Origin of the sequence: Nocardia pseudovaccinii NBRC 100343 (assembly GCF_001613225.1) — a bacterium.
In the GTDB taxonomy this organism is placed as follows: domain Bacteria; phylum Actinomycetota; class Actinomycetes; order Mycobacteriales; family Mycobacteriaceae; genus Nocardia; species Nocardia pseudovaccinii.
Map to the genome: position 1 here is coordinate 1 of NZ_BDBY01000176.1, position 22,225 is coordinate 22,225.

Annotated in this window: 20 protein-coding genes and 1 pseudogene; 17 read left to right on the forward strand and 4 right to left on the reverse strand. The window is 64.7% G+C overall.

What is annotated here, in order from left to right:
* The 8 genes and pseudogenes from NP3_RS21300 to NP3_RS46885 form a co-directional block, all read left to right on the forward strand.
* On the forward strand, positions 1–1,013 hold a 1,013-nt coding region (locus NP3_RS21300; RefSeq protein WP_157124438.1), incomplete at its 5' end, for a molybdopterin oxidoreductase family protein.
* A complete protein-coding gene (locus NP3_RS21305; protein WP_063043359.1) occupies positions 1,010–1,228 on the forward strand; it encodes a formate dehydrogenase subunit delta in 219 nt (72 codons plus the stop codon). The genes NP3_RS21300 and NP3_RS21305, both read left to right, overlap by 4 nt.
* A 41-nt stretch (positions 1,229–1,269) precedes the next feature.
* The gene (gene fdhD / locus NP3_RS21310) at positions 1,270–2,145 is read left to right on the forward strand and encodes a formate dehydrogenase accessory sulfurtransferase FdhD (protein ID WP_063043360.1); all 876 of its coding nucleotides are present in this window, start codon (positions 1,270–1,272) and stop codon (positions 2,143–2,145) included.
* A 242-nt stretch (positions 2,146–2,387) separates the two neighbouring features.
* The gene (locus NP3_RS49865) at positions 2,388–3,215 is read left to right on the forward strand and encodes an MBL fold metallo-hydrolase (RefSeq protein ID WP_084508752.1); all 828 of its coding nucleotides are present in this window, start codon (positions 2,388–2,390) and stop codon (positions 3,213–3,215) included.
* A gap of 386 nt (positions 3,216–3,601) precedes the next feature.
* Positions 3,602–4,162: a pyridoxamine 5'-phosphate oxidase family protein gene (locus tag NP3_RS21320; RefSeq protein ID WP_063043362.1), complete on the forward strand. Its 561-nt coding sequence runs from the start codon at positions 3,602–3,604 to the stop codon at positions 4,160–4,162.
* Positions 4,163–4,596: 434 nt separating this feature from the next.
* A complete protein-coding gene (locus tag NP3_RS21325; RefSeq protein ID WP_063043363.1) occupies positions 4,597–5,448 on the forward strand; it encodes an NAD-dependent epimerase/dehydratase family protein in 852 nt (283 codons plus the stop codon).
* Positions 5,418–5,678, forward strand: a complete 261-nt coding sequence (locus NP3_RS21330; RefSeq protein WP_063043364.1) for a hypothetical protein — start codon at positions 5,418–5,420, stop codon at positions 5,676–5,678. Before NP3_RS21325 ends, NP3_RS21330 begins: the two co-directional genes overlap by 31 nt.
* A gap of 701 nt (positions 5,679–6,379) precedes the next feature.
* Positions 6,380–6,502: pseudogene (locus NP3_RS46885) on the forward strand (hypothetical protein); the annotation flags it as partial.
* 646 nt (positions 6,503–7,148) lie between these two features.
* On the opposite strand, the gene NP3_RS21335 reads toward NP3_RS46885, so the two are convergent.
* Together NP3_RS21335 and NP3_RS21340 are read right to left on the reverse strand one after the other, a co-directional pair.
* On the reverse strand, positions 7,149–8,033 hold the full coding sequence (locus tag NP3_RS21335) for a hypothetical protein (protein ID WP_169814533.1): 885 nt from the start codon (positions 8,031–8,033) through the stop codon (positions 7,149–7,151).
* A 171-nt stretch (positions 8,034–8,204) separates the two neighbouring features.
* On the reverse strand, positions 8,205–9,257 hold the full coding sequence (locus tag NP3_RS21340) for a cytochrome P450 (protein WP_169814534.1): 1,053 nt from the start codon (positions 9,255–9,257) through the stop codon (positions 8,205–8,207).
* A 504-nt stretch (positions 9,258–9,761) separates the two neighbouring features.
* Here NP3_RS21340 and NP3_RS51540 point away from each other — a divergent pair.
* From NP3_RS51540 to folD, 9 genes are read left to right on the forward strand one after another with little or no spacing between them, the layout of a single operon-like run.
* Positions 9,762–10,220: a methylenetetrahydrofolate reductase C-terminal domain-containing protein gene (locus tag NP3_RS51540; protein ID WP_084508754.1), complete on the forward strand. Its 459-nt coding sequence runs from the start codon at positions 9,762–9,764 to the stop codon at positions 10,218–10,220.
* Positions 10,217–11,167, forward strand: coding sequence for a methylenetetrahydrofolate reductase (locus NP3_RS21345; protein WP_218024891.1), 951 nt, complete (start codon positions 10,217–10,219; stop codon positions 11,165–11,167). The genes NP3_RS51540 and NP3_RS21345 overlap by 4 nt, the downstream gene beginning before the upstream one ends.
* Positions 11,168–11,171: 4 nt before the next feature.
* Positions 11,172–12,608: an SAM-dependent methyltransferase gene (locus tag NP3_RS21350; RefSeq protein ID WP_063043368.1), complete on the forward strand. Its 1,437-nt coding sequence runs from the start codon at positions 11,172–11,174 to the stop codon at positions 12,606–12,608.
* A gap of 2 nt (positions 12,609–12,610) precedes the next feature.
* Positions 12,611–13,681, forward strand: coding sequence for a uroporphyrinogen decarboxylase/cobalamine-independent methonine synthase family protein (locus NP3_RS21355; protein ID WP_063043369.1), 1,071 nt, complete (start codon positions 12,611–12,613; stop codon positions 13,679–13,681).
* 1 nt (position 13,682) lies between these two features.
* Positions 13,683–14,909 (forward strand): methionine adenosyltransferase, encoded by a 1,227-nt coding sequence (metK, locus tag NP3_RS21360; RefSeq protein ID WP_084508755.1) that lies wholly within the window; start codon positions 13,683–13,685, stop codon positions 14,907–14,909.
* Positions 14,906–16,372, forward strand: coding sequence for an adenosylhomocysteinase (ahcY, locus tag NP3_RS21365; protein WP_063043370.1), 1,467 nt, complete (start codon positions 14,906–14,908; stop codon positions 16,370–16,372). The genes metK and ahcY overlap by 4 nt, the downstream gene beginning before the upstream one ends.
* Positions 16,373–16,383: 11 nt before the next feature.
* Positions 16,384–17,292: a formyltetrahydrofolate deformylase gene (gene purU / locus NP3_RS21370; RefSeq protein WP_063043371.1), complete on the forward strand. Its 909-nt coding sequence runs from the start codon at positions 16,384–16,386 to the stop codon at positions 17,290–17,292.
* A gap of 12 nt (positions 17,293–17,304) precedes the next feature.
* Positions 17,305–18,312: a carbohydrate kinase family protein gene (locus tag NP3_RS21375; RefSeq protein ID WP_063043372.1), complete on the forward strand. Its 1,008-nt coding sequence runs from the start codon at positions 17,305–17,307 to the stop codon at positions 18,310–18,312.
* Positions 18,309–19,145, forward strand: coding sequence for a bifunctional methylenetetrahydrofolate dehydrogenase/methenyltetrahydrofolate cyclohydrolase FolD (folD, locus tag NP3_RS21380; protein WP_063043373.1), 837 nt, complete (start codon positions 18,309–18,311; stop codon positions 19,143–19,145). Before NP3_RS21375 ends, folD begins: the two co-directional genes overlap by 4 nt.
* Here folD and NP3_RS21385 read toward each other — a convergent pair.
* Both NP3_RS21385 and NP3_RS21390 read right to left on the reverse strand, forming a co-directional pair.
* Positions 19,120–20,925, reverse strand: a complete 1,806-nt coding sequence (locus tag NP3_RS21385) for a bifunctional homocysteine S-methyltransferase/methylenetetrahydrofolate reductase (RefSeq protein ID WP_063043374.1) — start codon at positions 20,923–20,925, stop codon at positions 19,120–19,122. The genes folD and NP3_RS21385 overlap by 26 nt on opposite strands.
* Positions 20,922–22,184, reverse strand: coding sequence for a PucR family transcriptional regulator (locus NP3_RS21390; RefSeq protein ID WP_063043375.1), 1,263 nt, complete (start codon positions 22,182–22,184; stop codon positions 20,922–20,924). Before NP3_RS21390 ends, NP3_RS21385 begins: the two co-directional genes overlap by 4 nt.
* Between the last annotated feature and the right edge of the window lie 41 nt (positions 22,185–22,225).

Below are 22,225 nucleotides of genomic sequence, written 5' to 3' on the forward strand. Positions count from 1 at the left end.
CCCTCTGGCAGCGGCCACTACTGGCCGAACCCGGTCTGCGCATCCCGAACATGTTCGACTCGGCCATCGACGGCTCCTTCCGCGGACTGTACGTCCAAGGTGAGGACATCGCCCAGTCCGACCCGAACACGAGCCACGTCGCAGCGGCACTGACAGCGCTCGACCTACTCGTCGTGCAGGACCTCTTCCTCAACGAGACAGCGAAATTCGCTCATGTCTTCCTGCCGGGAACCTCGTTCCTGGAGAAGAACGGCACCTTCACCAACGCCGAGCGCCGGATCAACCGAGTGCGCCCTGTCATGTCGCCTCGGACCGGCAAGCACGAATGGCAGATTCCTTGCGAGATCGCCACAGCCATGGGCTACCCCATGTCCTACGAGCGCCCGAACCAGATCATGGACGAGATCGCCTCGCTCACACCGACATTCGCCGGTGTGTCCTTCGACAAGCTGGACGAGCTCGGGAGTGTCCAGTGGCCATGCAACGACACCGCGCCCGAGGGAACGCCGATCATGCATGTCGACGAATTCACCAGGGGCAAGGGTCAATTCGTTCCCACCATCTTCGTCCCGACTACCGAGCGCACCAGTCGCAAGTTCCCGCTGATCCTGACCACCGGCCGGATCCTCAGCCAGTACAACGTGGGGGCACAAACGCGTCGTACCCCAAATGTCTTCTGGCACAAGGAGGATGTGTTGGAGATCCATCCGCATGACGCGGAAGGCCGGGGCATCACCGACGGCGCCGAGGTGTCGCTGTCCAGCAGGGTGGGCACCACCACGCTGCACGCAGTGCTCTCGGATCGAATGCCTCCGGGGGTGGTGTACACGACGTTCCACTACCCCATGACCGGAGCCAACGTCGTCACTACCGACAACTCCGACTGGGCCACCAACTGCCCCGAGTACAAGGTCACCGCGGTCCAGGTCACACTGCGCCCAGGGGTGGATGCCGCCGCACGGGGTAGCCGCTCCGGCGACCTGGTCCCCACCGAGGGAGCAGTAGGACGATGAGTGCCGCCCCAGCCATGAGGCTCGCCACCGACATCGCAGCCCAATTCCGGCACGTCACCCCTGACGCGGCGGCCGCGGTGATCGTCGAACATATCCGCAGATTCTGGGACCCACGGATGCGCGCACAGCTGCTCGACCAGGTGGCGCGAGCCGGCGAGACATGCGATCCCCACGTCGCGGCCGCTGCCAGCCTTCTCGCGAATCCCGCGGACTGATCGGTATTGCGCTGTCAGAGTAGGAAACTGGGAGTACAACAATGGGACGCGTGACCACGCGACGGCCGGTCCTACACATCCGCGATGGCCGATCCTCGCGCCGTCCGGACACGCTGGTAGCCGAGGAGCCGATGGAGATCAGGGTCAGCGGGCGTCCGCTGACCGTGACGATGCGAACACCAGGCCACGATTTCGACCTCGCGGCAGGATTTCTGGTGAGCGAGGGCGTAGTACACGCCGCAGATCAGGTGACCGGCATTCGCTACTGCGCAGGTGCCACCGCCGACGCCAGCAACACCTACAACATGGTCGAGGTTGTGCTCGCGCCAGAGGTGAACCCTTCTGACGCATCGCTGGAGCGCAACTTCTACACCACCTCATCGTGCGGGCTGTGCGGGAAAGCCAGCCTGGAGGCCGTCCGGACCACCGCGACATGGACGGTCGGCGATGACCCTATGCGCATTTCTCCGGACATGCTGGCGACGCTGCCCGACCAACTCCGCGCTGCCCAGCGGGTATTCGACCGCACAGGCGGGCTACACGCGGCCGGGTTGTTCACCGCCGATGGCGAACTGCTCTGTCTACGAGAAGACGTAGGGCGTCACAACGCGGTGGACAAAGTGATCGGGCATGCACTGCGGTCGGGCCTTCTCCCGTTGCGCCAGACAATCCTCATGGTGAGCGGCCGGGCATCCTTCGAGCTCGCCCAGAAAGCAGTCATGGCGGGGATCCCCCTGCTCGCAGCGGTTTCCGCCCCATCAGCGCTCGCCGTCGACCTTGCCGCCAGTCACGGCCTGACACTCGTCGGCTTCCTCCGCGGCACTTCGATGAACATCTACACCGGCGCCGAACGACTGCAACGTGCCGACCACTCGAACCCCAGTATTCCCAACCAATCCCCAGCCATCGACACCTGACATCGACTCACCGCGGATGGCTCTATACCTAAAGCAGGCCGCACCAGCCCATCCAATGCGTCGGTCACCACGCCCGGACCGAATCAGACGACAACGCGTCCGCTCGATAATCATCTTCTTCAACGGCCGCGACGGTCGGTATGCTCGGCAAACACCTCCAGCACCATCTGGTCTAGCGAGAGTCGGTGCTGCCGAACAGGTTCCGGCCCGATTAGTAGCCAGTCGATCAGACCGGTCTCAGTATGACCGCCCTCGGCGATGAAACAGGTATCGCACGAGAAAGAATTCATGTCGTAACCCCCGGCGACAAGTTGTCGCTGCGGGGCCTCCATATAGAAGCCACCGGTGGCGGCGAGCACGCTTGCATCCACCCGGACCTGCCGGCATCCGCGAATAACGGGTACTTGATCAACGGCAGCTTGCTGCACCCAGGCGATGTCTTCGACAACGTAAGCGCAGGCATCGAGGTTCTACTTCTTCCGATCGGCGGTCCGTGGATGAAGATTGGAGAGGGCATCGACTACCTGCGGCAGTTGTCGCCACGGATCGTCGTGCCGATCCACCAGGCGGGCCTGGCGCCGGTGCACCAGGATATGCATTGCGGGCTCTTGAAAAACCTAGGGCCTACTGGCACCGAGGTTGCCGCGCTCGAACATGCTGTGCCACTGGACGTTCCCAACACAGCGGGCAAACGAACCCTCCGAGCGTATGGAGCGGCAATGGCGTGCTGCCACGGCGAATTCATTGCTGTGGCAGCACCTCGTAAGTCGAGTCATACAGCCATCTCGATCGACTGTGACAGTCTCACCTCGCCGAAGTCGGGGGCAGGCGCCCTCGGATCGATCGCCAATGACGCCATGCGCCGCGGCGTCGCGTGGCGAGGACGCAAATACTCCGAGCCAGGTTTCATGAGCGGACTTCGCGGACGTAAGAAGGCACAAATCAGACGGGCGCTGGCCGATGCTGCGCTGCGACTGTTCCTGGGACGCGGTTACGACGCGGCGAGCCTCAAAGAGGTGGCTGACGCCGCCAATGTCTCCGCAACTACGCTGACGCACGCTTCTCGATGATCTGCGAACCCGACTGACGCCGATCGCAGGCACGGCATCGCCGTGTCCCAGGAAAACTCGATGAGCCCATTCTCTCGATGTAGCCACGCCGATCCGGAAGGCGATCGAATCCGTCTGCGCCGTTGTCAACGTCGCCGCGCCAGCGATGCGGGTGACGTGCTCCCACAGGCATGTAAGAGATCGCGGCGGCGCGATCATCGCTTTCACCCGAGTAACGTTCACTTTCTGCACAGCGGAATACCGTTGCCGCTTCCTTGTGACTGAAACCACAGTCGTGTGTGTGCGGTAATCGACCGCATATCGCGCAGGTCCGGAGTCTTGCGCCCGCCGCCGTCGGCCATGGCGGCGACCAGACGAGTTCCGGCACAAGCTAGTACGGAGCGACGATGCCCAAACCCGAACCGACCGTCACCGAGATCCAGCAGGAGATCATTGAGCTGTTGCGCACCGAAGAGGTCGCGGCCCTGGCGACGATCGACTCCGAAGGCCACCCATCGGCCTCGCAGATGCATCTTGCCGGTGATGGGCTCATCGCCTACATGCACACCTTCACCCACACCCGCAAACACGGCCAGATGCAACAGAACCCCAACGTCAGCTACACGATCGGCCACCTACCACCCGAGGGCTATTACGACCGGCGGAACACGCGGTGGGTCCAGATCCAGGGACGCGCGGTCCTAGTGACCGATCCTCAGGAGATCCAGCACGTCGCACAGATCAGCCTCGAGCAGTTTCCCTGGGCCAGCGACACCTCGCTGTACGAGAACATCAAGGCCCCCGACCAGGGCAAGCAGGTCTTGTATCGCATCGAACCGGTCCAGGGACTCTGGGCCGACCACCGCATTCGGCTGTTCCACCACGTGCTACTCGAATTCAGCGAGGACGGAAGGACTCTCACCGACATCACCGATTATAACGCCGTGGTGGGGCGACGCACCCGGTGACAGGTGCGGAAGGCCGAGGAACGAGCCGATCTCGCAGTTGGCGGATCGATGCACTGCATTGTTAGGAATCGTCATGGCGCGGCATCAATCCCACCGTTTGTCCGTCGATATGACCGTTGCGAGGGCTACGGCATGTGCCAGCAAGTCGCACCGGATCTGATCCACCCTCGATGAATACGACGAGCCGGTCATCGAAGTCGCCGAGATCCCGGCGCCCCAGAAGTCAATGGCCGATGCTGCCGTACATGCGTGTCCCGTAGTAGCCCTCGGCCTTCGAGCTCAGTAAAGCTTCCACGAGCGCGCTTCGGATCGTCGTAGTCGGCGTCTCGCAGGCAGGCTGCGCACCGTTGCCCATCAAGAGCATTCGCGATTGTGCGCGGCGAATGGCACTCGCAAGTACCGCGCACTACACACGGTTTCGAAAGAGGTCATCAATGTTGAATGCTCCCCGTACCATCGTCGTGACTGGCGCCAATAGTCTGACCGGACGAGGTTTGCTCAACCGCCTGGCAAATTCCGGAGCGCGCGTGATCGCACTTGTCCGGACGCCTGTGGAATTGCCCGCAGCCGAGGTCATCTCGGACTGGACGCGATCGCTGCAGGCCACCGAGGCCATCGCGGACGCATCCATGGTCGTCCATCTCAGCGGTGTCTTCGCTGCTGCTGACCTGGACAGTTACCACGCGGCCAATGTTGCCTCCACCCGTCGAGTCGTCGAGTCGATCAACCCGGCGGCCCGGCTGGTCTACCTTTCGTACGTGGGCGCGGACGCCGAGCATGACAACTGGTACATCAAGACGAAGGGCAAAGCCGAGAACTTGGTCAGGAAAATCCCCGACAGCGTGATCTTCCGTATTCACCCGATCATGCGTGGAGTCGAGACACCCAGTCCGTTCGAGCTGATGCTTCGCCAACCGGATTCGGGTGCGCCAGTACGGGTCATCGGTGACGGGACTCAGCGGTTCCGCCCGATCCACGCATCCAACGTGATCGACGCCATCATCAACGCCGCGCGCGGCATCGGCGAAGCCGGCACCTACGATCTCGTCGGCCCCAGCGATCTCACGATCACCGACATGGTCGAGATGGTGAACGGGAAAGTTGTACCGGTTCAACACCTATCAGTCGACCAGGCCGCTGCCCTGCCGGGACCACCCGCGACCGTCGTAGACGTGCTCGCGAACCCGATACCATCCTTCGATCCCGAAGCCGCAGGCCGCGCCTTCGGGCTAACGCTCATCCGGCCCGAGGACACGTGGCCGCCAGTCCGGCCGTCCAGTTCGTGATCCTGCTTGCGGGGCTAGCCGTGCGCTCGCCCCGCAAGAACACGGAACAGAACTGGCGCCATTGGTCACCGAGGCTTGGAAGCTTTACACGACTGGCGACCACCCTCGATCGGCTGGAGGTGACCATGGCCGACAGCGGCGTTCCCACTGGCGAACTCAATGCCCTAGAGGTGGCGGTCCGCGACACGGCGGCCGACATCTCCCGGCGGCTCACCTTGGTGGACGCCTGACCGCGCAGCGCTGTCGCCTGTCGAGGAGTGTGTGCTGGCATTCGCGGCGGGCCCGGTCACGATATTCACCCGAGTAACTTTCATTTTCTGCACAGCGGAATACCGTTGCCGCTTCCTTGTGACTGAAACCACAGTCGTGTGTGTGCGGTAATCGACCGCATATCGCGCAGGTCCGGAGTCTTGCACCCGCCACCGTCGGCCACGGCGGCGACCAGACGAGTTCCGGCACAAGCAGTTCAACGAATATGTCGGCGAAAGTATCGTCCGGGCCGATCCGCCGATTCTGCGCGGCCTCGAGTCGCTGCCCGCGCGGCTCATCACCCTCGGCTGACCGGGCCGGGCACCGAAACCCGGTGGTGCCCAACCCGACAAGTCGGGCACTGCCTCCCCGGGCGGCCGCAGACGATCCCGGATCACGCCACGCATACGCCGGGCACGGTGGCCCGCCGCATCGCGTGGCGGGTGCAGCGGCTCCCGGCCCGGATATGTGCTGGAGCTCTGCCGCAAACTTCTTCGTGATGTTGCTGTTCGGCGAGTTGCCGTGTGTCCTGGGTCCGGTGGGTGATGGTGGCTGGCATGGTTTGGTGGTGTGGCTCGAACGTTGTTGCCGCACTGTGATGATCTGGTCGTAACTTATGTCCGGAGCGAGCAGGATGTTGTAACGACCTAAGCGGCTAACCGCGCCGGCAGAGAGTTGTCCGCGGTGCGGAAGCGAGTCGGCGCGTGTTCATTCCCGGTATCGGCGTCGGCTGGCGGATGTGCCTATCGCGGGCCGGGCGGTGGTGTTTGCGGCCGCGCGTTCGTCGGTTCTTCTCCGTAGATAGTTCCTGCGCGGCAGGGAATTTCGCATAGCAGGTTGCCGGATTGACGGTGCAGTGGGCGCGGCGGACGAGCCAGCCCGCCTCGACCCTGATCTGCAGCTTCGCCGTGGCGACGGCTGGAGTTTGCGCGCCGAATCGAGGTCATTCGGAACCACATGATCGCCCACGGATTCGGAATTGGCGGTCGTCCGGTGCAACTTCCAAATGCGCATGACTGGTATCTCGATAACCCCACCGGGGTACCAGTTAGACGCCCGTACGGTATCAAGAGCGCCCGGCCGGCTGAGCTGGAGCCCCAGCCAAATGCGAGAGCGTCGCCGGTCCAGTCTCCCAGGATGTCAAGTCGCCACGCGGAGGAGGGGCGCGAATTGTGCGCCACGAGTGAGCATTCGGACACCTCGCCCGTTCCAAGGCGACTACCGACGGTCATCGTGTGCGCACTGGATTGACCCAACTCGGGTCCAGCGCGGAATCTCGCTGCGGCGTCGAATTGTGAGGGCCGACAGCGCAATGTCCAGTCTCGGTTGAGGGCCCACGTCGCCGCGCACCTCATCCAACTGCACGCGCCAGGAGACAAGCGCGTTCGCCAGGGCACCGGCGTGCCGGTGCCCTGGAACGAGTCTTCGCCGACTGGGATCCGCGCCTGCGCTCAGGGGCGAGCCGGCTCTGGCACCGACACGTCGCGGTGCAGCCGAAGCAGATACGGGATGCGGTCGCGCGGCTCACTCAACATGCCGCATTCCGTTCCCACGCCGAAGTCGCTCACGTGCCGCGCAGCTGTCGCGATGCGCCGTTGTGCGCCCTCGGCGCCGTCTTGCTCGTGCAGCAGCCCTAGATACAGGGTCGTCTCAGGACGCAGCAGCAAGCGGTCGAGCGGCTGGAAGTATGCGTCGTCGTCCCGCGCAATAGGGACGGGCAGATGGATCCAGGAAATCGGCCGAACGGCGCGCTGCGAGATCGCGTTGGCGACCTCGACCAGGAGGCTGGTGTCCCCAGGTTCGACGAAATGGCGACCCCTTCCGTCTGCCCCAGTCGGGGCTGAGCCATAACACAGGTGGTAGCCCATCTCGATCGACTCCGGCACGTAGCTCGACATGCGGACGATCTCATCGAGAATCACCTCCTTGGGCAGCGGCATCGGGCCGAATGCGCCCTCGAGCAATCCGAACTCGACGGCGACGTCCCACTGAAGTGCGATGTCGTCGGTCGGCAGCTTTTCGGCGATGTTGGCGATCTCCACCGCCAATCGCTTCTCGTACTCGGGGACGAGGGTGCTGCGGTCTTCGGCACGGATGAACACGCCGACAACGGCAAGTGCGGTCGGGATGGCGATCTGAAACTTCGTGCCTGTCCGGATGACGCCCTGGTCGAGCAACTGCTTGAATGTCGGCCACGCGGCGATGCCCTCCTCGTCGTAGCCGAGTTCGAACCGCACGTCCTCCGGTCGCGCGCCGTCCGCGAGGCCGAATTCGGGCACCTCGATGTAGCCCAAGTCTAACGTCCCGCACTCAGCCAGGCCGGGCGTGGCCGACAAGCGTTTGATCATGGAAAGAATCCAGCCCGCTCGGGGACCAGTCTCGCCATCTGGAATGCGGTCGACGCTGTCTCCGACTTGCTCGACGACTGTCCGGAACACCTCCTCGGCATTCTCGAGGTTCATGCTGCCAACCAAATGTGCTTTCGCCATGTCCTGCTTCCTAGTGAACTAACCTACTCGGACTTCTTCTCCGCGAATCCATACCGGTACGGATTCGACCCTTCGAACTAGGGCTCCCGCGCATTTAACCCATGCAGCGCCCGCATCGAGCCGAATATCGGGAAAGGCATCCATAAGTGCTTCGAGAGACAATCGCGCTTCGATGCGCGCCAATGGTGCGCCGATGCACGTATGGATTCCCCTTCCGAAGGCGAGGTGCGCCGCGGCGCTGGTCCGATCCACCCGATATGTCCGGGAATCGTCTCCCCATCGATTCTCATCGTGATTCGCGGATTGGATATTCAGGTAGACCTTTTTGCCCGCGGGAATCGAACATCCCCCGAGAGTGACATCTGCCAGCGCGGTGCGGACCATGAACTGAGCTGGCGAATCCATGCGCAGCGACTCCTCGATCGCATTGGGCAACAACGATCGGTCAGCGACGACCGCCTCCCACTGACTGCGATTCTCAAGGAGCCGAAAAAGGCAATTGGTGATCAGCCCACGGGTGGTGTCGGTAGCGGCAACGACGAGTAGAAAGAGGTGGCACACGACCTCGGGTGTGGACATCTCCACTTCACCGGATTCCGCGAAGCACAGGTTGTCCAGCACATCCTCGTGACGGTGCTCGGGATGAGCGCGCCGCTCCTGCACCAGCTGTGCCAGAAATCCGTTCAGTGAAGCGAACTCGGGCAGGTTGTGCACGGGTTCTGGAATGACACGAACGATGCCGTCGGACCACTCTTGGACCTCATGCCACCTAGGCTTCGGGATTCCGATCAGCGCGTACACGACGGCAGCCGGGATGAAGCGTACGTAATCCGCGTACAGATCAACGCGACCCGAGTTAGGAAGCGCGCCGACAGCGGTGTTGACGATGTCCTCGACCTTCGGTGTGAGCTTGCGAAGCTGCGCCGGCGCCAAGCTCTTCAGCAACCTGGTTCGCAATGCTGTGTGCTCCGGCGGGTCTGCGGCAGTCAGAACGGTGAAAGGTAGCTGCACATCCTCGGTCCCGACCGAGGCATTACCACGGTTGGAGTAATTCGTCGTATCGTCGAACACCGCCCGGACTATGTCGTCAGCATTCACCGCGTATAGGTGATCGTTAACCTTTCCTACCGGGCATACCTTCCGGGATACCTGCATGAATTCGTCGGGGTCGGCGATGTGCAACGGATTCAACGGATCGAAGAACTCTTCCGAGTCAATAGGCTTTGTCACGGCACCCCTTCTGCTTCCTCAAACCTGTCGGCCTGCCGTACTTGTCACACCTCCGCTAGGTGTCACGTATCGACGCTAGGCGGCCGGACGGGCCAGTGGAAGGTGTATTCCGTTTTCCACAAACAGCTTTGTGGCGGCCCAACAAAGGTTGATGGCGTCGGCACAATTCCGCAGTAGTCGGTTTTGGTTGCCAGCCCGATGAATCCGCCCCCCGCTGTCCGTACCGTCAATGTTGGAAAGGCTCGATACCGGGCCGATAGTGAGGTGGACGTGAAAAAATCAGTTCCCCGCGCCGGGTGGGTCAAACCGTTTCCACCGCGGGTCTCCGCTGCGTTTTCCTACCGGATGCACACGCTCCTGGCCACCAACCATGCGTACCGATGGCTGGCGACTCGACTCGAGCGCGCACCGCGCGCCTATCGCGCGTTCACCGCGGTCGAACGTGCCTCGAAGGAACGTCTATACGGATGCCGGATGTGTGGGCAGTGCGCCCTGCCAACGACCGGCTACGCGTGCCCCATGACCTGCCCCAAGCAACTACGTAACGGGCCCTGCGGCGGCGTATTTCCGGACGGACGCTGCGAGGTACAACCGGAGATGCGGTGCGTATGGGTCATCGCACACGAGCGCGCCACGCGCGCGGGTCATGGCAGCGACCTCAATCTCCTGCAGCGGCCCGTGGACCACCGCGAACACAACCGCAGCTCATGGGTCAATTACTGGCTCGGCCGCGACGACGCGCTCGCAACGCCTCAACAGCCTCGCCCACGCCTGCCAATTGCAAAAGAGGAGGCCTCTCGATGATGCCGGCCGACATTTCCACAGGGGGCCTCCGCGACGCGCTCCACGAGGGGCGATTCGCCATCACCGCCGAGCTCAGTCCGCCGCGAGGCGCCGATGCTCACGCGATCGAGCGCAACGCCGCACATCTGCGTGGTTGGGTCGACGCGGTCAACGTGACCGATAACCAGGGCGCACGTGTACGGATGTCCAGCCTCGGCGCGTCCGTGCTGGTGCAGCGGGCCGGCCTGTCGCCGGTCATGCAATTGACGTGCCGGGATCGCAACCGCATGGCACTGCAATCGGACTTGCTCGCCGCCGGTGCCCTCGGAGTGCCCCACGTAGTCCTGCTCACCGGTGATCACCCGCGCGCGGGCGACCATCCGGAGGCGAAACCGGTATTCGACCTCGATGGCGTACAACTCACCTGGCTGGCCAGGACGTTGCGCGATGAGGGTGTGATGGCCTCCGGCGGAGAGCTCACCGTCCGTCCGCAGTGGATGGTGGGGACAGTCGAGAATCCGTTCTCGCCACCGTTGTCCTTACGGGCCGACCGGTTGGCGAAGAAAGTCGCTGCGGGAGCCGAATTCGTGCAAACCCAGTACGTCTTCGACATTGATGTGTTCGCACAGTGGATGTCACGTCTGCGGGACATGGGAGTCACTGAGCGGTGCGCGGTACTCGCGGGCGTCGGGCCGATCCGGTCCCTTCGGATGCTGGAGTTCCTGCGCACGAGCGTGCCGGGGGTGGTCGTGCCGGCGGATGTCGACCACAGGCTGCGCGGCGTGCCCGCCGATCGGGTCGCTGACGAGGGAATTCAGTTGTGCGCGGAGACAATCGCGCGGCTCGCCGAGATTCCCGGGGTCGCCGGGGTGCATGTGATGGCGTTCGGGTTCGAGCGTGGGGTGCCGGAAATTCTGGAGCGCGCCGGCTTCGGCCGGAGGGTCCCGGCGGCGGCGAAGGAGGGGTGAGATCATGCTCATCGACTTTCGGCCGCATGCGCGGCTGCGCCGCGAGCAGCCCGAGGACTGCTTCGAGGCGTCGATTGTCCCGGTCGTGACCGCGCTGAAGGGCAGTTCGACGGAATTGTCGAAGGTGCGCGTGGTGGGCGATTGGGTGCACTACCGCAACAACTTCCGTGATGTCGTCGACATCCGTCCGATCTTGCCCGGCGAGGACTTCGAGATCGCCGTCGACGTGCGGCGGGCGAACTCCTCGTCTATCGGCGAGTTGACGTCGACGCTGTTGTCCCGGCAACCGGACCGGGTCTTCCTCGAGGAGTGGGGTACCGGCACCGAAAGCCTTGTCTGGCGGTTCAACGCCCTGTACTGGTCTGCCCTGGACCTGTGGGAGAAGGCAACCGGACGCGGCTACGAGCAGGCACTGCCCGGCGAGGAAAGCGACGCCCGCAACCGCGCCGCCGCTGGCGAGCTGATTCTCGAACTGTTCGCGGCGTGGGACCGGCTCGGCGCCGATGCAGCGCTACCGGAGCAGCTGTACATAGTGGAGTTGGGGGTGGGCAACGGTGGCCAGGCCAAGGTGTTCCTGGACGAGTTCCGTGAGCTCGATCGCCGACACGGCAAGGGCTACTACGCGCGTCTGCATTACCTGATGTGTGACTACTCCACGCACGTGCTGGACCTGGCGCGGGAGACGGTCGCCGAGCACGCCGAGCGGGTTAGTTCGTTCGCGCTCGACGCGACCCGGCCTCGCACGTCGCTGGGGTTCATGCAGGGCAAGGCGTTCCTGATCTACATCTCCAACGTCTACGACAACCTGCCCACTGACGAGCTTGCCTACCTGGGCGGGCGCACGTACCAGGTGCACAGCCGCGCCTACCTGCCCAGTGAGGAGGCTGCAGCCCTGGCCGCATCGGTCTCGGCGAGCGTCGAGGAGCTACCGGGTTTTGTGCACAAGCTGCTGCGGCTCGGCCCGTCGCTGCTCGCCGATGCGTGCCCCGGCCATTTCCCGGATGTGGAGGCCGCAATCCGGTTCTGGCAGCAGGCGTGGTCGATTCTGCGGCTGGACGAGCGCTACGTTCCGCTGTCCGGGCTGGATTCCTACACGCTCACAGACTCGTTGACCGGCGAGACGCTGCGGCCGTTGCTGGAGTCGGGCGCGGACATCCGCATGCATGTCAGCAACGGGGCGCTCGCGAGCTTCGAGGACAGCCTCGCATTGCTGCACCCATTCGGCAAGCTGGTCTGTCACGACCTGTTCGTCAACGACGTCGGCGATTACCGCACGGCTTTTCGCGGGCCGGGAAAGTACGACGGCTCGGTCGTCAACTGGGTCAACGGTCCGTTGCTCGCGCACGTCGGCCGACGCCGCGGGTTCGACGTGAACTACGAGCGGTTCCGCCACCGCAATGGCGGAAATATCGTGACGATGACCGCCCAGGCGAGGGACTGACCATGGGCGAGATATTCGACCAGCTACCCATGCTTCCCACGACAGTGGTGGGGTCATATCCGGTTCCGGAGTGGATGGAGCGGCTCAAGACCGACTACTTCCGTGGCCGGATCAGCCGCGCGCAGCTCGAAGACGTGCACGAGATGGCCATCAAGGCCACGCTACGAGATCAGGAACTGGCGGGAATCGACATCGTCTCCGACGGTGAGCTGCGCCGCGACAACGACATCGACTACTTCCTCGCCGGCCTGCCCGGGGTCGAGATTGCCGACCGGGGGAAACAGTTCTACTTCGACTACTACGATGCCGACGTCACCGCACCGTTACCGGCCGGGGGTGGTCTGACCTGGCTGGCCGATGATTTCGCGCTCACGGCCTCGCAGACGACAGCGCCGATCAAGTTCTCGGTCACCGGGCCCTATTCACTGGCCCGCAGAATCCGGAACAAGGCATACCGCAATCAACGCGAGCTGGTACTGGCGGTCGCGAGCCGCCTCAACGAGGCCGCGCACGCGCTCGCCGAACGAGGCGCCACGTTGCTGCAGATCGACGAACCCTTCCTCGCTGGCTACCCCGCAGACGCCGGGCTCGCGGTCGAGGCGGTCAATGTCGTCACCGCCGGCATCGACGTGTCGTGGGCGCTGCATGTCTGTTACGGCAACCGGTATGCGCGCCCCTCTTGGGAAGGGCACTACGACTTCCTGTTCCCGGCCGTCCTCGAGGCGAATGTCGATCAGCTGGTGCTCGAGTTCGCGCGCAAGGGCTACGCGGACCTGCCGGTACTTGCCAAGTTCGGCTGGGACCGCAAGGTCGGGCTCGGGGTTGTCGACGTCAAGAGCCAGCAGGTCGAGACCTCCGACGTGGTCGCTGCACGCATACGAGCGGCGCTCGAGTTGGTGCCGGCCGAGCAGGTCGTGATCAATCCCGACTGCGGGCTGCGCAATCTTTCCGGGCCGGTCGCGCGCGCGAAGCTGGCCGCCATGGTCGGCGGTGCCGAGCAGGTCCGCCAATCACTTCTTCCTCAACGTGCCGCCGTTCCCATGGCGGCCGATCCGATCACACAAGGAGCCTGACGTGACACAGTCTGATCCAAACGATTTCCTGTTCACCTCGGAGTCGGTGACCGAGGGGCACCCGGACAAGATCGCTGACGCGATCTCCGACGCCGTTCTCGACGCTGCACTGGCGAACGACCCGTACTCGCGGGTGGCGTGCGAAACGTTGATCACCACCGGAATGGTCGTACTAGCCGGGGAGATCACCACCCCACAGCAACTAGACTACACGCAGATCGTGCGCGACACCGTTACCCGGATCGGCTACGACCGCGGCGACTACGGCTTCGACGGGCACCATTGCGCCGTACTCGTCGCGTTGGACAAGCAGTCGCCCGATATCGCGCAGGGCGTGGATCAGGCGTTCGAGAACCGTGGCGGCTCGGGAGATACATTCGACCTCGCGGGCGCGGGCGACCAAGGCATGATGTTCGGCTACGCCACCGACGAGACCCCCGAATATATGCCGATGCCCATCGCCCTGGCGCACCGGCTCTCCCGGCGTCTGGCCGCTGTGCGCAAAGACGGCACGCTGCCCTATCTGCGACCCGACGGTAAGACCCAGGTATCGGTCCGCTACTCCGGCGGCGTGCCGGTCGGGGTTCATCAAGTACTGATCTCCACGCAGCATGCGGAAGAGGCGACCGCAGAGCAGATTCGCGACGACCTCTGGCAGCACGTGGCCACGGCCGAGATACCGGAAGACTTCTACGATCCCGACCAGCTCCGGGCCCATCTCCTGATCAACCCGACCGGGCGGTTCGTGATCGGTGGACCGGTCGGCGATGCCGGCCTGACGGGGCGGAAGATCATCGTTGACACCTATGGCGGATTCGCTCGCCACGGCGGCGGCGCCTTCTCCGGCAAAGATCCGTCCAAGGTGGACCGCTCGGCCGCCTACGCGGCCCGCTACGTCGCCAAGAACATCGTGGCGGCCGGGTTGGCCGCGCGTGCCGAGGTACAGGTCGCCTACGCCATCGGTGTCGCTCGGCCGGTATCGATGCTCATCGACACATTCGGCACCGAGCGAATCGACCGCACCATCATCGAGAAGCTGGTTGCCGAACACTTCGACCTGCGGCCGGCCGCGTTCCGGTCCTATCTGCAGCTGCATCGGCCCATCTACTCACCGACCTCGGCCTATGGCCACTTCGGCCGTACCGATGTCGATCTGCCCTGGGAACGCACCGACCGAGCGGCCGCCCTGCGCGAGGCCGCCAGCCTGAAAGAGAAGGAATTGGTATGAAAGCGCCGAAGACCTATGCCAGTCGGGACGGTATCGAGTTCGCCGTGGCCGACCTCGCCCTCGCCGAGTTCGGGCGCAGGGAGATCCGGCTCGCCGAGCACGAAATGCCGGGACTGATGGCCCTGCGCCGCGAATTCGCGCAGGCTCGCCCTCTCGACGGCGCGCGGATCGCGGGCTCCCTGCACATGACCGTGCAGACCGCGGTACTCATCGAAACGCTGGTGGCGCTGGGGGCGGAAGTGCGCTGGGTGTCGTGCAACATCTTCTCCACCCAGGATCACGCGGCCGCCGCTGTCGTCGTCGGTCCACACGGAACACCCGAGAAGCTCCAGGGGATCCCCGTGTTTGCCTGGAAGGGCGAGACCCTCGAGGAGTACTGGTGGTGCACCGAGCAACTGTTCGACTTCGGTGAGGGCCTCGGGCCCAACATGATCCTCGACGACGGTGGCGACGCAACCCTGCTCGTGCACAAGGGCGTCGAATACGAGAAGGCCGGCGTCGTGCCGAGCACCGATGACGACGACCCCGAAGAGTGGAAGGTCGTCCTCGACGTGCTCCGGCGATCGCTGGCGGGGGCTCCGGGAAAGTGGACCAAGATCGGTGAGGCGATCCACGGTGTCAGCGAGGAGACGACCACCGGGGTGCACCGGCTCTACCAGCTGGCCGCGCAGGGGGGATTGCTGTTCCCTGCGATTAACGTCAATGACTCGGTGACCAAGAGCAAGTTCGACAACAAGTACGGCATCCGCCACTCGCTCATCGATGGCCTCAACCGCGGCACCGATGTCCTCATCGGCGGGAAAGTCGCGGTCGTCTGCGGATTCGGCGACGTCGGGAAAGGCTCCGCGGAAGCCCTCGCCGGACAGGGCGCGCGGGTGATCGTCACCGAGATCGACCCGATCTGCGCGCTGCAAGCGCTGCTGGAGGGCTACCAGATCGCCCGCTTCGACGATGTTGTCGAGACCGCCGACATCGTCATCACCACCACCGGTAACAAGGACATCGTCACCGCCGAGCACATGAAGCGGATGAAGCACCAGGCCATCGTCGGCAACGTCGGTCACTTCGACAACGAGATCGACATGGCGGGACTGGCCCGCATCCCCGGAATCCGCCGGATCACCATCAAGCCGCAGGTCGACGAATGGGTCTTCCCCGACGGCCACAGCGTCATCGTGCTGTCCGAAGGTCGCCTGCTGAACCTGGGCAATGCTACCGGGCACCCGTCGTTCGTGATGAGCACCAGCTTCGCCAACCAGGTCATCGCCCAGATCGAGCTGTTCACCAAGCACGACGAGTACGACAACGAGGTCTACCGACTGCCCAAGGTGCTCGACGAGAAGGTCGCCCGCATCCACGTCAACGCCCTCGGCGGAGACCTCACCATGCTCACCAAGGACCAGGCCGAATACATAGGCGTGGATGTCGAGGGGCCATTCAAGTCCGACCACTACCGGTACTAGGTCGATCGCCGATGACGCTCACAGTCGAAAGACCCAATTCTGCCCCTCGCGGGGGCCAGGAACTCGACGCCGACGTCGGCCGACTGGTCGTGTCCTGTGTGGACGGTCCGGGGATCGTGTCGCGGATCAGCACGTTCCTGCACCGCCACGGGGCCAACATCGTGCAGTCCGATCAGTACTCCACCGGGGCCGTTGGCGGGCGGTTCTTCCAGCGCATCGAGTTCCACCTGCCCGGTCTGGCCACTCGGTTGGCCAAGCTGGAACGGGATTTCGCCTCCGAGGTCGCGCACGACCTCGGAGCGGACTTCCGGCTGCGGGAGGCGGCGGCGGCCACACGTGTGGCGATCTTCGTCTCCCGATACGACCACTGTCTGCTGGACCTGCTGTGGCGCGCCCGCCGAGGTGAACTGCCGATGCGCATCGTGCAAGTGGTGTCCAACCACAGCGATCTCGCCGCGGATGTCACCTCCTTCGGGGTGCCGTTCCAGCACATTCCCGTCACCAAGCAGACCAAGCCGGAGGCCGAGCAGCGGCAGCTGGATCTGCTGCGCGGCCGGGTCGACCTCGTCGTGCTCGCCCGGTATATGCAGATCCTCTCCGGCGATTTCCTCGACCGGGTTGGCGTGCCGGTGATCAACATCCATCACTCGTTCCTGCCTGCCTTCGCCGGCGCCGGACCGTACGAGCGGGCCAAGAAGCGGGGCGTAAAGCTGATCGGCGCCACCGCCCACTACGCCACAGAGGATCTGGACGAAGGCCCCATCATCGAGCAGGACGTCGTCCGAGTCTCCCACCACGCCGACGTCGCCGAACTCACCCGGCGGGGCGCCGACATCGAACGCACCGTGCTCGCCCGCGCGACGCAGTGGCACTGCGAGGACCGGGTCCTCGTCGACGGCAATACCACCATCGTCTTCTAGAAAGGCCTCTCCATGACCGCTGGAACCGTCGTGGTCACCGGTTCGATCGCCACCGACCACCTGATGCACTTTCCGGGCCGCTTCGCCGAGCAGCTCGTCGACACTCACCTCGACCGGCTCTCGCTGAGCTTCCTGGTCGACGATCTGGCCGTCCGACGCGGCGGCGTGGCCGCCAATATCGCGTTCGCTATGGGCGTGCTCGGACAGAACCCGATCCTCGTCGCTGCCATCGGCCATGATTTCGACGACTACCGCACGTGGCTGGAACGCCACGGCGTCGACTGCTCCCACCTGCACGTCTCCGAAACCGCCCATACCGCCCGCTTCACATGCACAACCGATGACGACCAATGCCAGCTCGCTTCCTTCTATCCCGGCGCGATGAGCGAAGCCCGCGACATCAATCTCGAGCCGGTCGCCACGGCGTACAACCCGAACCTGGTGCTCGTCGGCGCCAACGACCCCGCCGCGATGCTTGTTCACACCGCCGAGGCCCGGCGCCTCGGCATCCCGTTCGCCGCCGACCCCTCCCAACAGCTCCCCCGCTTCGACCAACAAGCGTGCCGGTCCCTGGTGGACGGAGCGAAATACTTGTTCACCAATGAATACGAATGGGAACTGCTGCTCCGCAAGACTGGCTGGAGCGAACAGGAGATCGCCGAACGCGTCGAGCTGCGTATCACCACGCTCTCCAGCAAGGGCTGTGTCATCGTGGACCGCCGCTCCGCTGAGATTCACGTCGAAGCTGTGCCTGCCCGCGAGATCGTCGACCCCACCGGCGTGGGCGACGCTTTCCGAGCAGGATTCCTCGCCGGAATCAGCAGCGGTCTGAAGTTGGATCGCGCCGCCCAGCTCGGGTCCGTGATCGCCACCCTCGTGCTGGAAACTTCCGGTACCCAGGAATGGCGGCTCGATGTTGATGACGCACTATCGCGGCTGGCCGACGCCTACGGCGCGACCGCTGAGGGCGATATCACACCCATCCTCCGCGCGACCCAGGTGAACACCGAAGCCGCATGAGTAGCGCGACCCTCATCGACGGCAAAGCCGTGGCGTCCCGCGTACGCGAGGACGTGGCGCGAGAGGTGGCGGCGCTGCCCGCACCGCCGGGACTGGCGACAATCCTGATCGGCGACGACCCGGCCTCATCGGTCTATGTGCGGAACAAGCGCAAGCAGTGCGTCAAGGCCGGAATGCGCGATATCCACCGCCACCTCTCCGCCGATATCACCCAGGCGGCCGTCGCCGCAGAAATCGACCGGCTCGCCGCCGATCCTCGGGTAACCGGCGTCCTGCTGCAGCTACCGCTGCCGCCCCACCTCAATGCCGCCGAACTGATCGACCGCATCCCACCGGACAAGGACGTCGACGGGCTGACCGAGACCAACGCCGGTCGCCTGGCTCTGGGACGCCCCGGGCTGCGGCCATGCACACCGGCCGGGGTGCTGAGGCTCCTCGACGAGATCGGTGCCGACCTCTCTGGGGCGCACGCCGTGGTCGTCGGACGATCCGATCTGGTCGGCAAGCCCATGGCGCAGCTGCTCTTGCAGCGACACGCGACAGTGACGATGTGCCATTCGCGCACGCACGACCTGGCCGCCGTGACCCGGCAGGCCGACCTACTCGTCGTTGCCGCCGGCGTCCCCCGACTCATCGGCGCGGACGCCGTCAAGCTCGGCGCCACAGTGATCGACGTCGGCATCCACCACACCAGCAACGGGCTCTGCGGCGACGTCGACGCCAAGGCACAGGACGTCGCGGGCTGGATTACCCCGGTCCCCGGCGGCGTCGGCCCGATGACCATCGCAATGCTGCTCCGCAACACCCTCACTGCAACTCGGAACGCGCTGTAGTCAACAGCTGCTGCGCAGTGCGGCGGTCGCGGCCGACCACGATCACGACCCCGTCCGCGAGTGCGCGAGCCTGGGTTACGAGGTCGGTGGCGAGCGTCGCGGCAGTCTCCCGCTCGCGCCCGCTCGCGGCCTCCAGTTCGACCAGAGTTCTCGGCGGGATCGTGACATCCGGGACCTCGTAGGCCAGGTACTCGGCCTCGGCGAAACCGTTCAGCGGGGATACCGTGACCAGCACCGGCACGCCATCCAGCCCCAAGGCGTCGAGCATGCGGCGAAGACCGCCCATCTCGTACACCGGTCGCGTGATCAGGAACTGGGCCCCGGCGGCGATTTTCGCGCGAGTTCTCGCGATCTCGGTGTCGATGTCCGCAGCCCCTGGATTGCAGCGAGCCCCGATGTGGAACGACGTCTTCGTGGCCAGCGAAAGCCCGTTGCAGTCGCGACCCGCGTTCAGTCCGGACAGCAATTCGATCAGACCCACGGAATCGACTTCCCATATTCCATCGGCGTTCGGGTAGTCCCCGCGCAGCGGCGGGTTCCCGGTGTCGCACAGCACGTTCTGGGTACCAAATGCATGCGCGCCGAGGAGATCGGCCTGCAACGACATGATCGTCTTGTCCCACGTCGTAGCGGTCGTAATGGTCTCGACACCCACCTGCTGCTGTAGGTGCAGCGCGAGACTCGACGGCGCGAGCTGGGCCCGCGAGCTCCCCACTGCGGATACCAGGATCAGTTCGGTGCCGAATGACCGCAACTCGGTGGCGATCTCGGCGGCCTCGTCCGCCGTTCCGCCCGCGGGCGGGGCGATCTCGGCTGCGACGACGAAACCACGCCGAGCGAGACCTCGAGCGAACTCGTCCGGCGCTGCCAGCCGCGCCTTGCTCGGGAGAACAGGGCGCTTCTGTCGCTGGGACAGCGCGACCGCCACCGCTCGCATATGCCCCGGTGTGGTCCCGCAGCAGCCGCCGATGACCGAGGCGCCGGCGTCAGCGCAGCGGAGGGCGTAGCGGACGAAATAGTCGTGATCGAGGTTGTATTCGAAGCGGCGGCCGTCCACCCGCCGGGGAAGCCCCGCATTGGGCTGCACGCTGATCGGTAGATCCGTTGCCCGGCGCAGCTCCTCGACGATGCCAAGCATGCGCTGTGGCCCGACGGTGCAGTTCGCGCCGATCGCGGTGGTCGGTAGTTCGGAAAGTGCCGTGGCCACCTCGTGAGGTGTCTCCCCGCCCGGGGTGCGGGCATCCGTGGTGAACGTCGCCTGGGCGAGAATCGGCAGATCCGTTGTGTCGGCGGCGATTTGGACCGCTTCCAGGAGCTCGTCGAGATATCCGAACGTCTCGAGGACCAGCAGGTCTACACCCGCATTGGCCAGCGCCGCGACTTGTTCCCGTATCGCCTCGGCCCGTTCGGCCGCGGGCACCTGTGCGCGTTTGCTCGCGGTGACCGCGGCTGCGATCGAGCCGCCGACGAACACCGACCGGGGCACCGCTCCAGCCGCCTCACGTGCCAGTCTTACTCCAGCCCTGTTGATCTCGACGACGTCACCCGCGTGGCCGTGTTCGGCCAGCCGCAATCGGCTCGCGCCGAAGGTGTTTGTGAGGATGAGGTCGACACCGGCGCCGACATAGCTCTCGTGGATGGTGCTGACCAGGTTCGGATTGGACAGATTGAGTTCCGGTAGCGCGCGGTCGAGGGAGTTGCCGGCGGCATGCAGCATCGTGCCCATCGCCCCATCGCCGACAAGCAGCCGCTTCTGCACTGCCTCCGCGAAATCGTTCATAGCGACTCTCCCATGACGTCCACGATCTCCAGTGCTACCTGCGCCACCAGTCGGTCGCGGTAGTTACGAAAGTCCAACCTCGTCAGCTCCTCCACTCGCCGAACCCGGTAGCTCACCGTGTTCGGGTGCACGTGCAACTCGCGCGCGACGCGCTGCAAGCTGTTGTTCTGCCGGAAATAGGACGCCAATGTCGACAGGTACTCCGTGGCGTTGCCCTTCGCCTGCGCGATCAGGCCGCCGAACACCTCACGTGCGAAATCGCGCAACTGGCCCGAATCCGCGACTTGGAGCAGTAGGCGGTGGATCCCCAGATCCTCCATCGCCACTGCCGTACCGGCCCGGCCCATGCGTCCCACGATCTTCACCGCACGTCGCGCGTCGTCGTAGGAACGAGCGATCTCCACCGCCGACCGGCAAACACCGCCGATCCCCACCGTGACAGTGCTGCCGTCGAACGTGCCCCGTACGCGATCGAGGCAGGCATTCGCGAGCCGCATCGCCCGAGGCTTGTCCAGGTCGGGTTCCGGAAGCATGACCACTACCTCCCGACCGCGCAGAGCCGTGATCGCCTCAGGGACCTGCATGGTGAAAAATCGCTCCACCGCAGCCGGCACCCGCCGCAGGAGGTCTTCGGAGTTCCCGCACAGCACAACGGACAGCACACGATGCGGCAGTTGCTCGTCGTAACCGAGATGCGCCGCCCAGCGCCTCACCTCGTCGGCATCGCTGCCCTTGCCCGAGACGAGCCCTTCGATCAAGTCGTAGCGTGCCTGCGTCGCCGCAGCTGCCACGACGCGCTCTCGGCCCAGAATCACACCGCAGATCGTGGCCGCGTGCTCAGTCAGCAGCAGCCGTAGGTCCTCCCCGTCACTCTCGTCGCTGTCATCCAAAGTCAGCACATACCCGGCAGTCGTTTCCCCCACAGGCACCGGTGCCACGATGATCGGGGCGCCGCCGGCCAGACTTGGGATACGCAGCGCACGCCGCGCCGGTCCGGCAACGCCCAGCACCTGCGCCAGCCGCGGATGGCTGATCCGATCGAGCACCAACTTCGCCGCCTCGAATTCGGAGCGACCCGACGCGGCCGCCGCGAGCACCTCCAGTTTCTCGTCCACCACTGCCACGGCCGTGGCGACCCGCTCGGCGAGTTGCTCTGTTACGGCCTCGATGCCGGTGTCCTGAGTTGCCAGGCTGGACAGGTGCTGATACGCCGCCGCCAGACGACGGAGCGCGGCATTCTCCTTCGCGAGCTCAGGCACGTCCCTCACTCCGCACCCGGAACCGTGGATCTGGCGGCGGT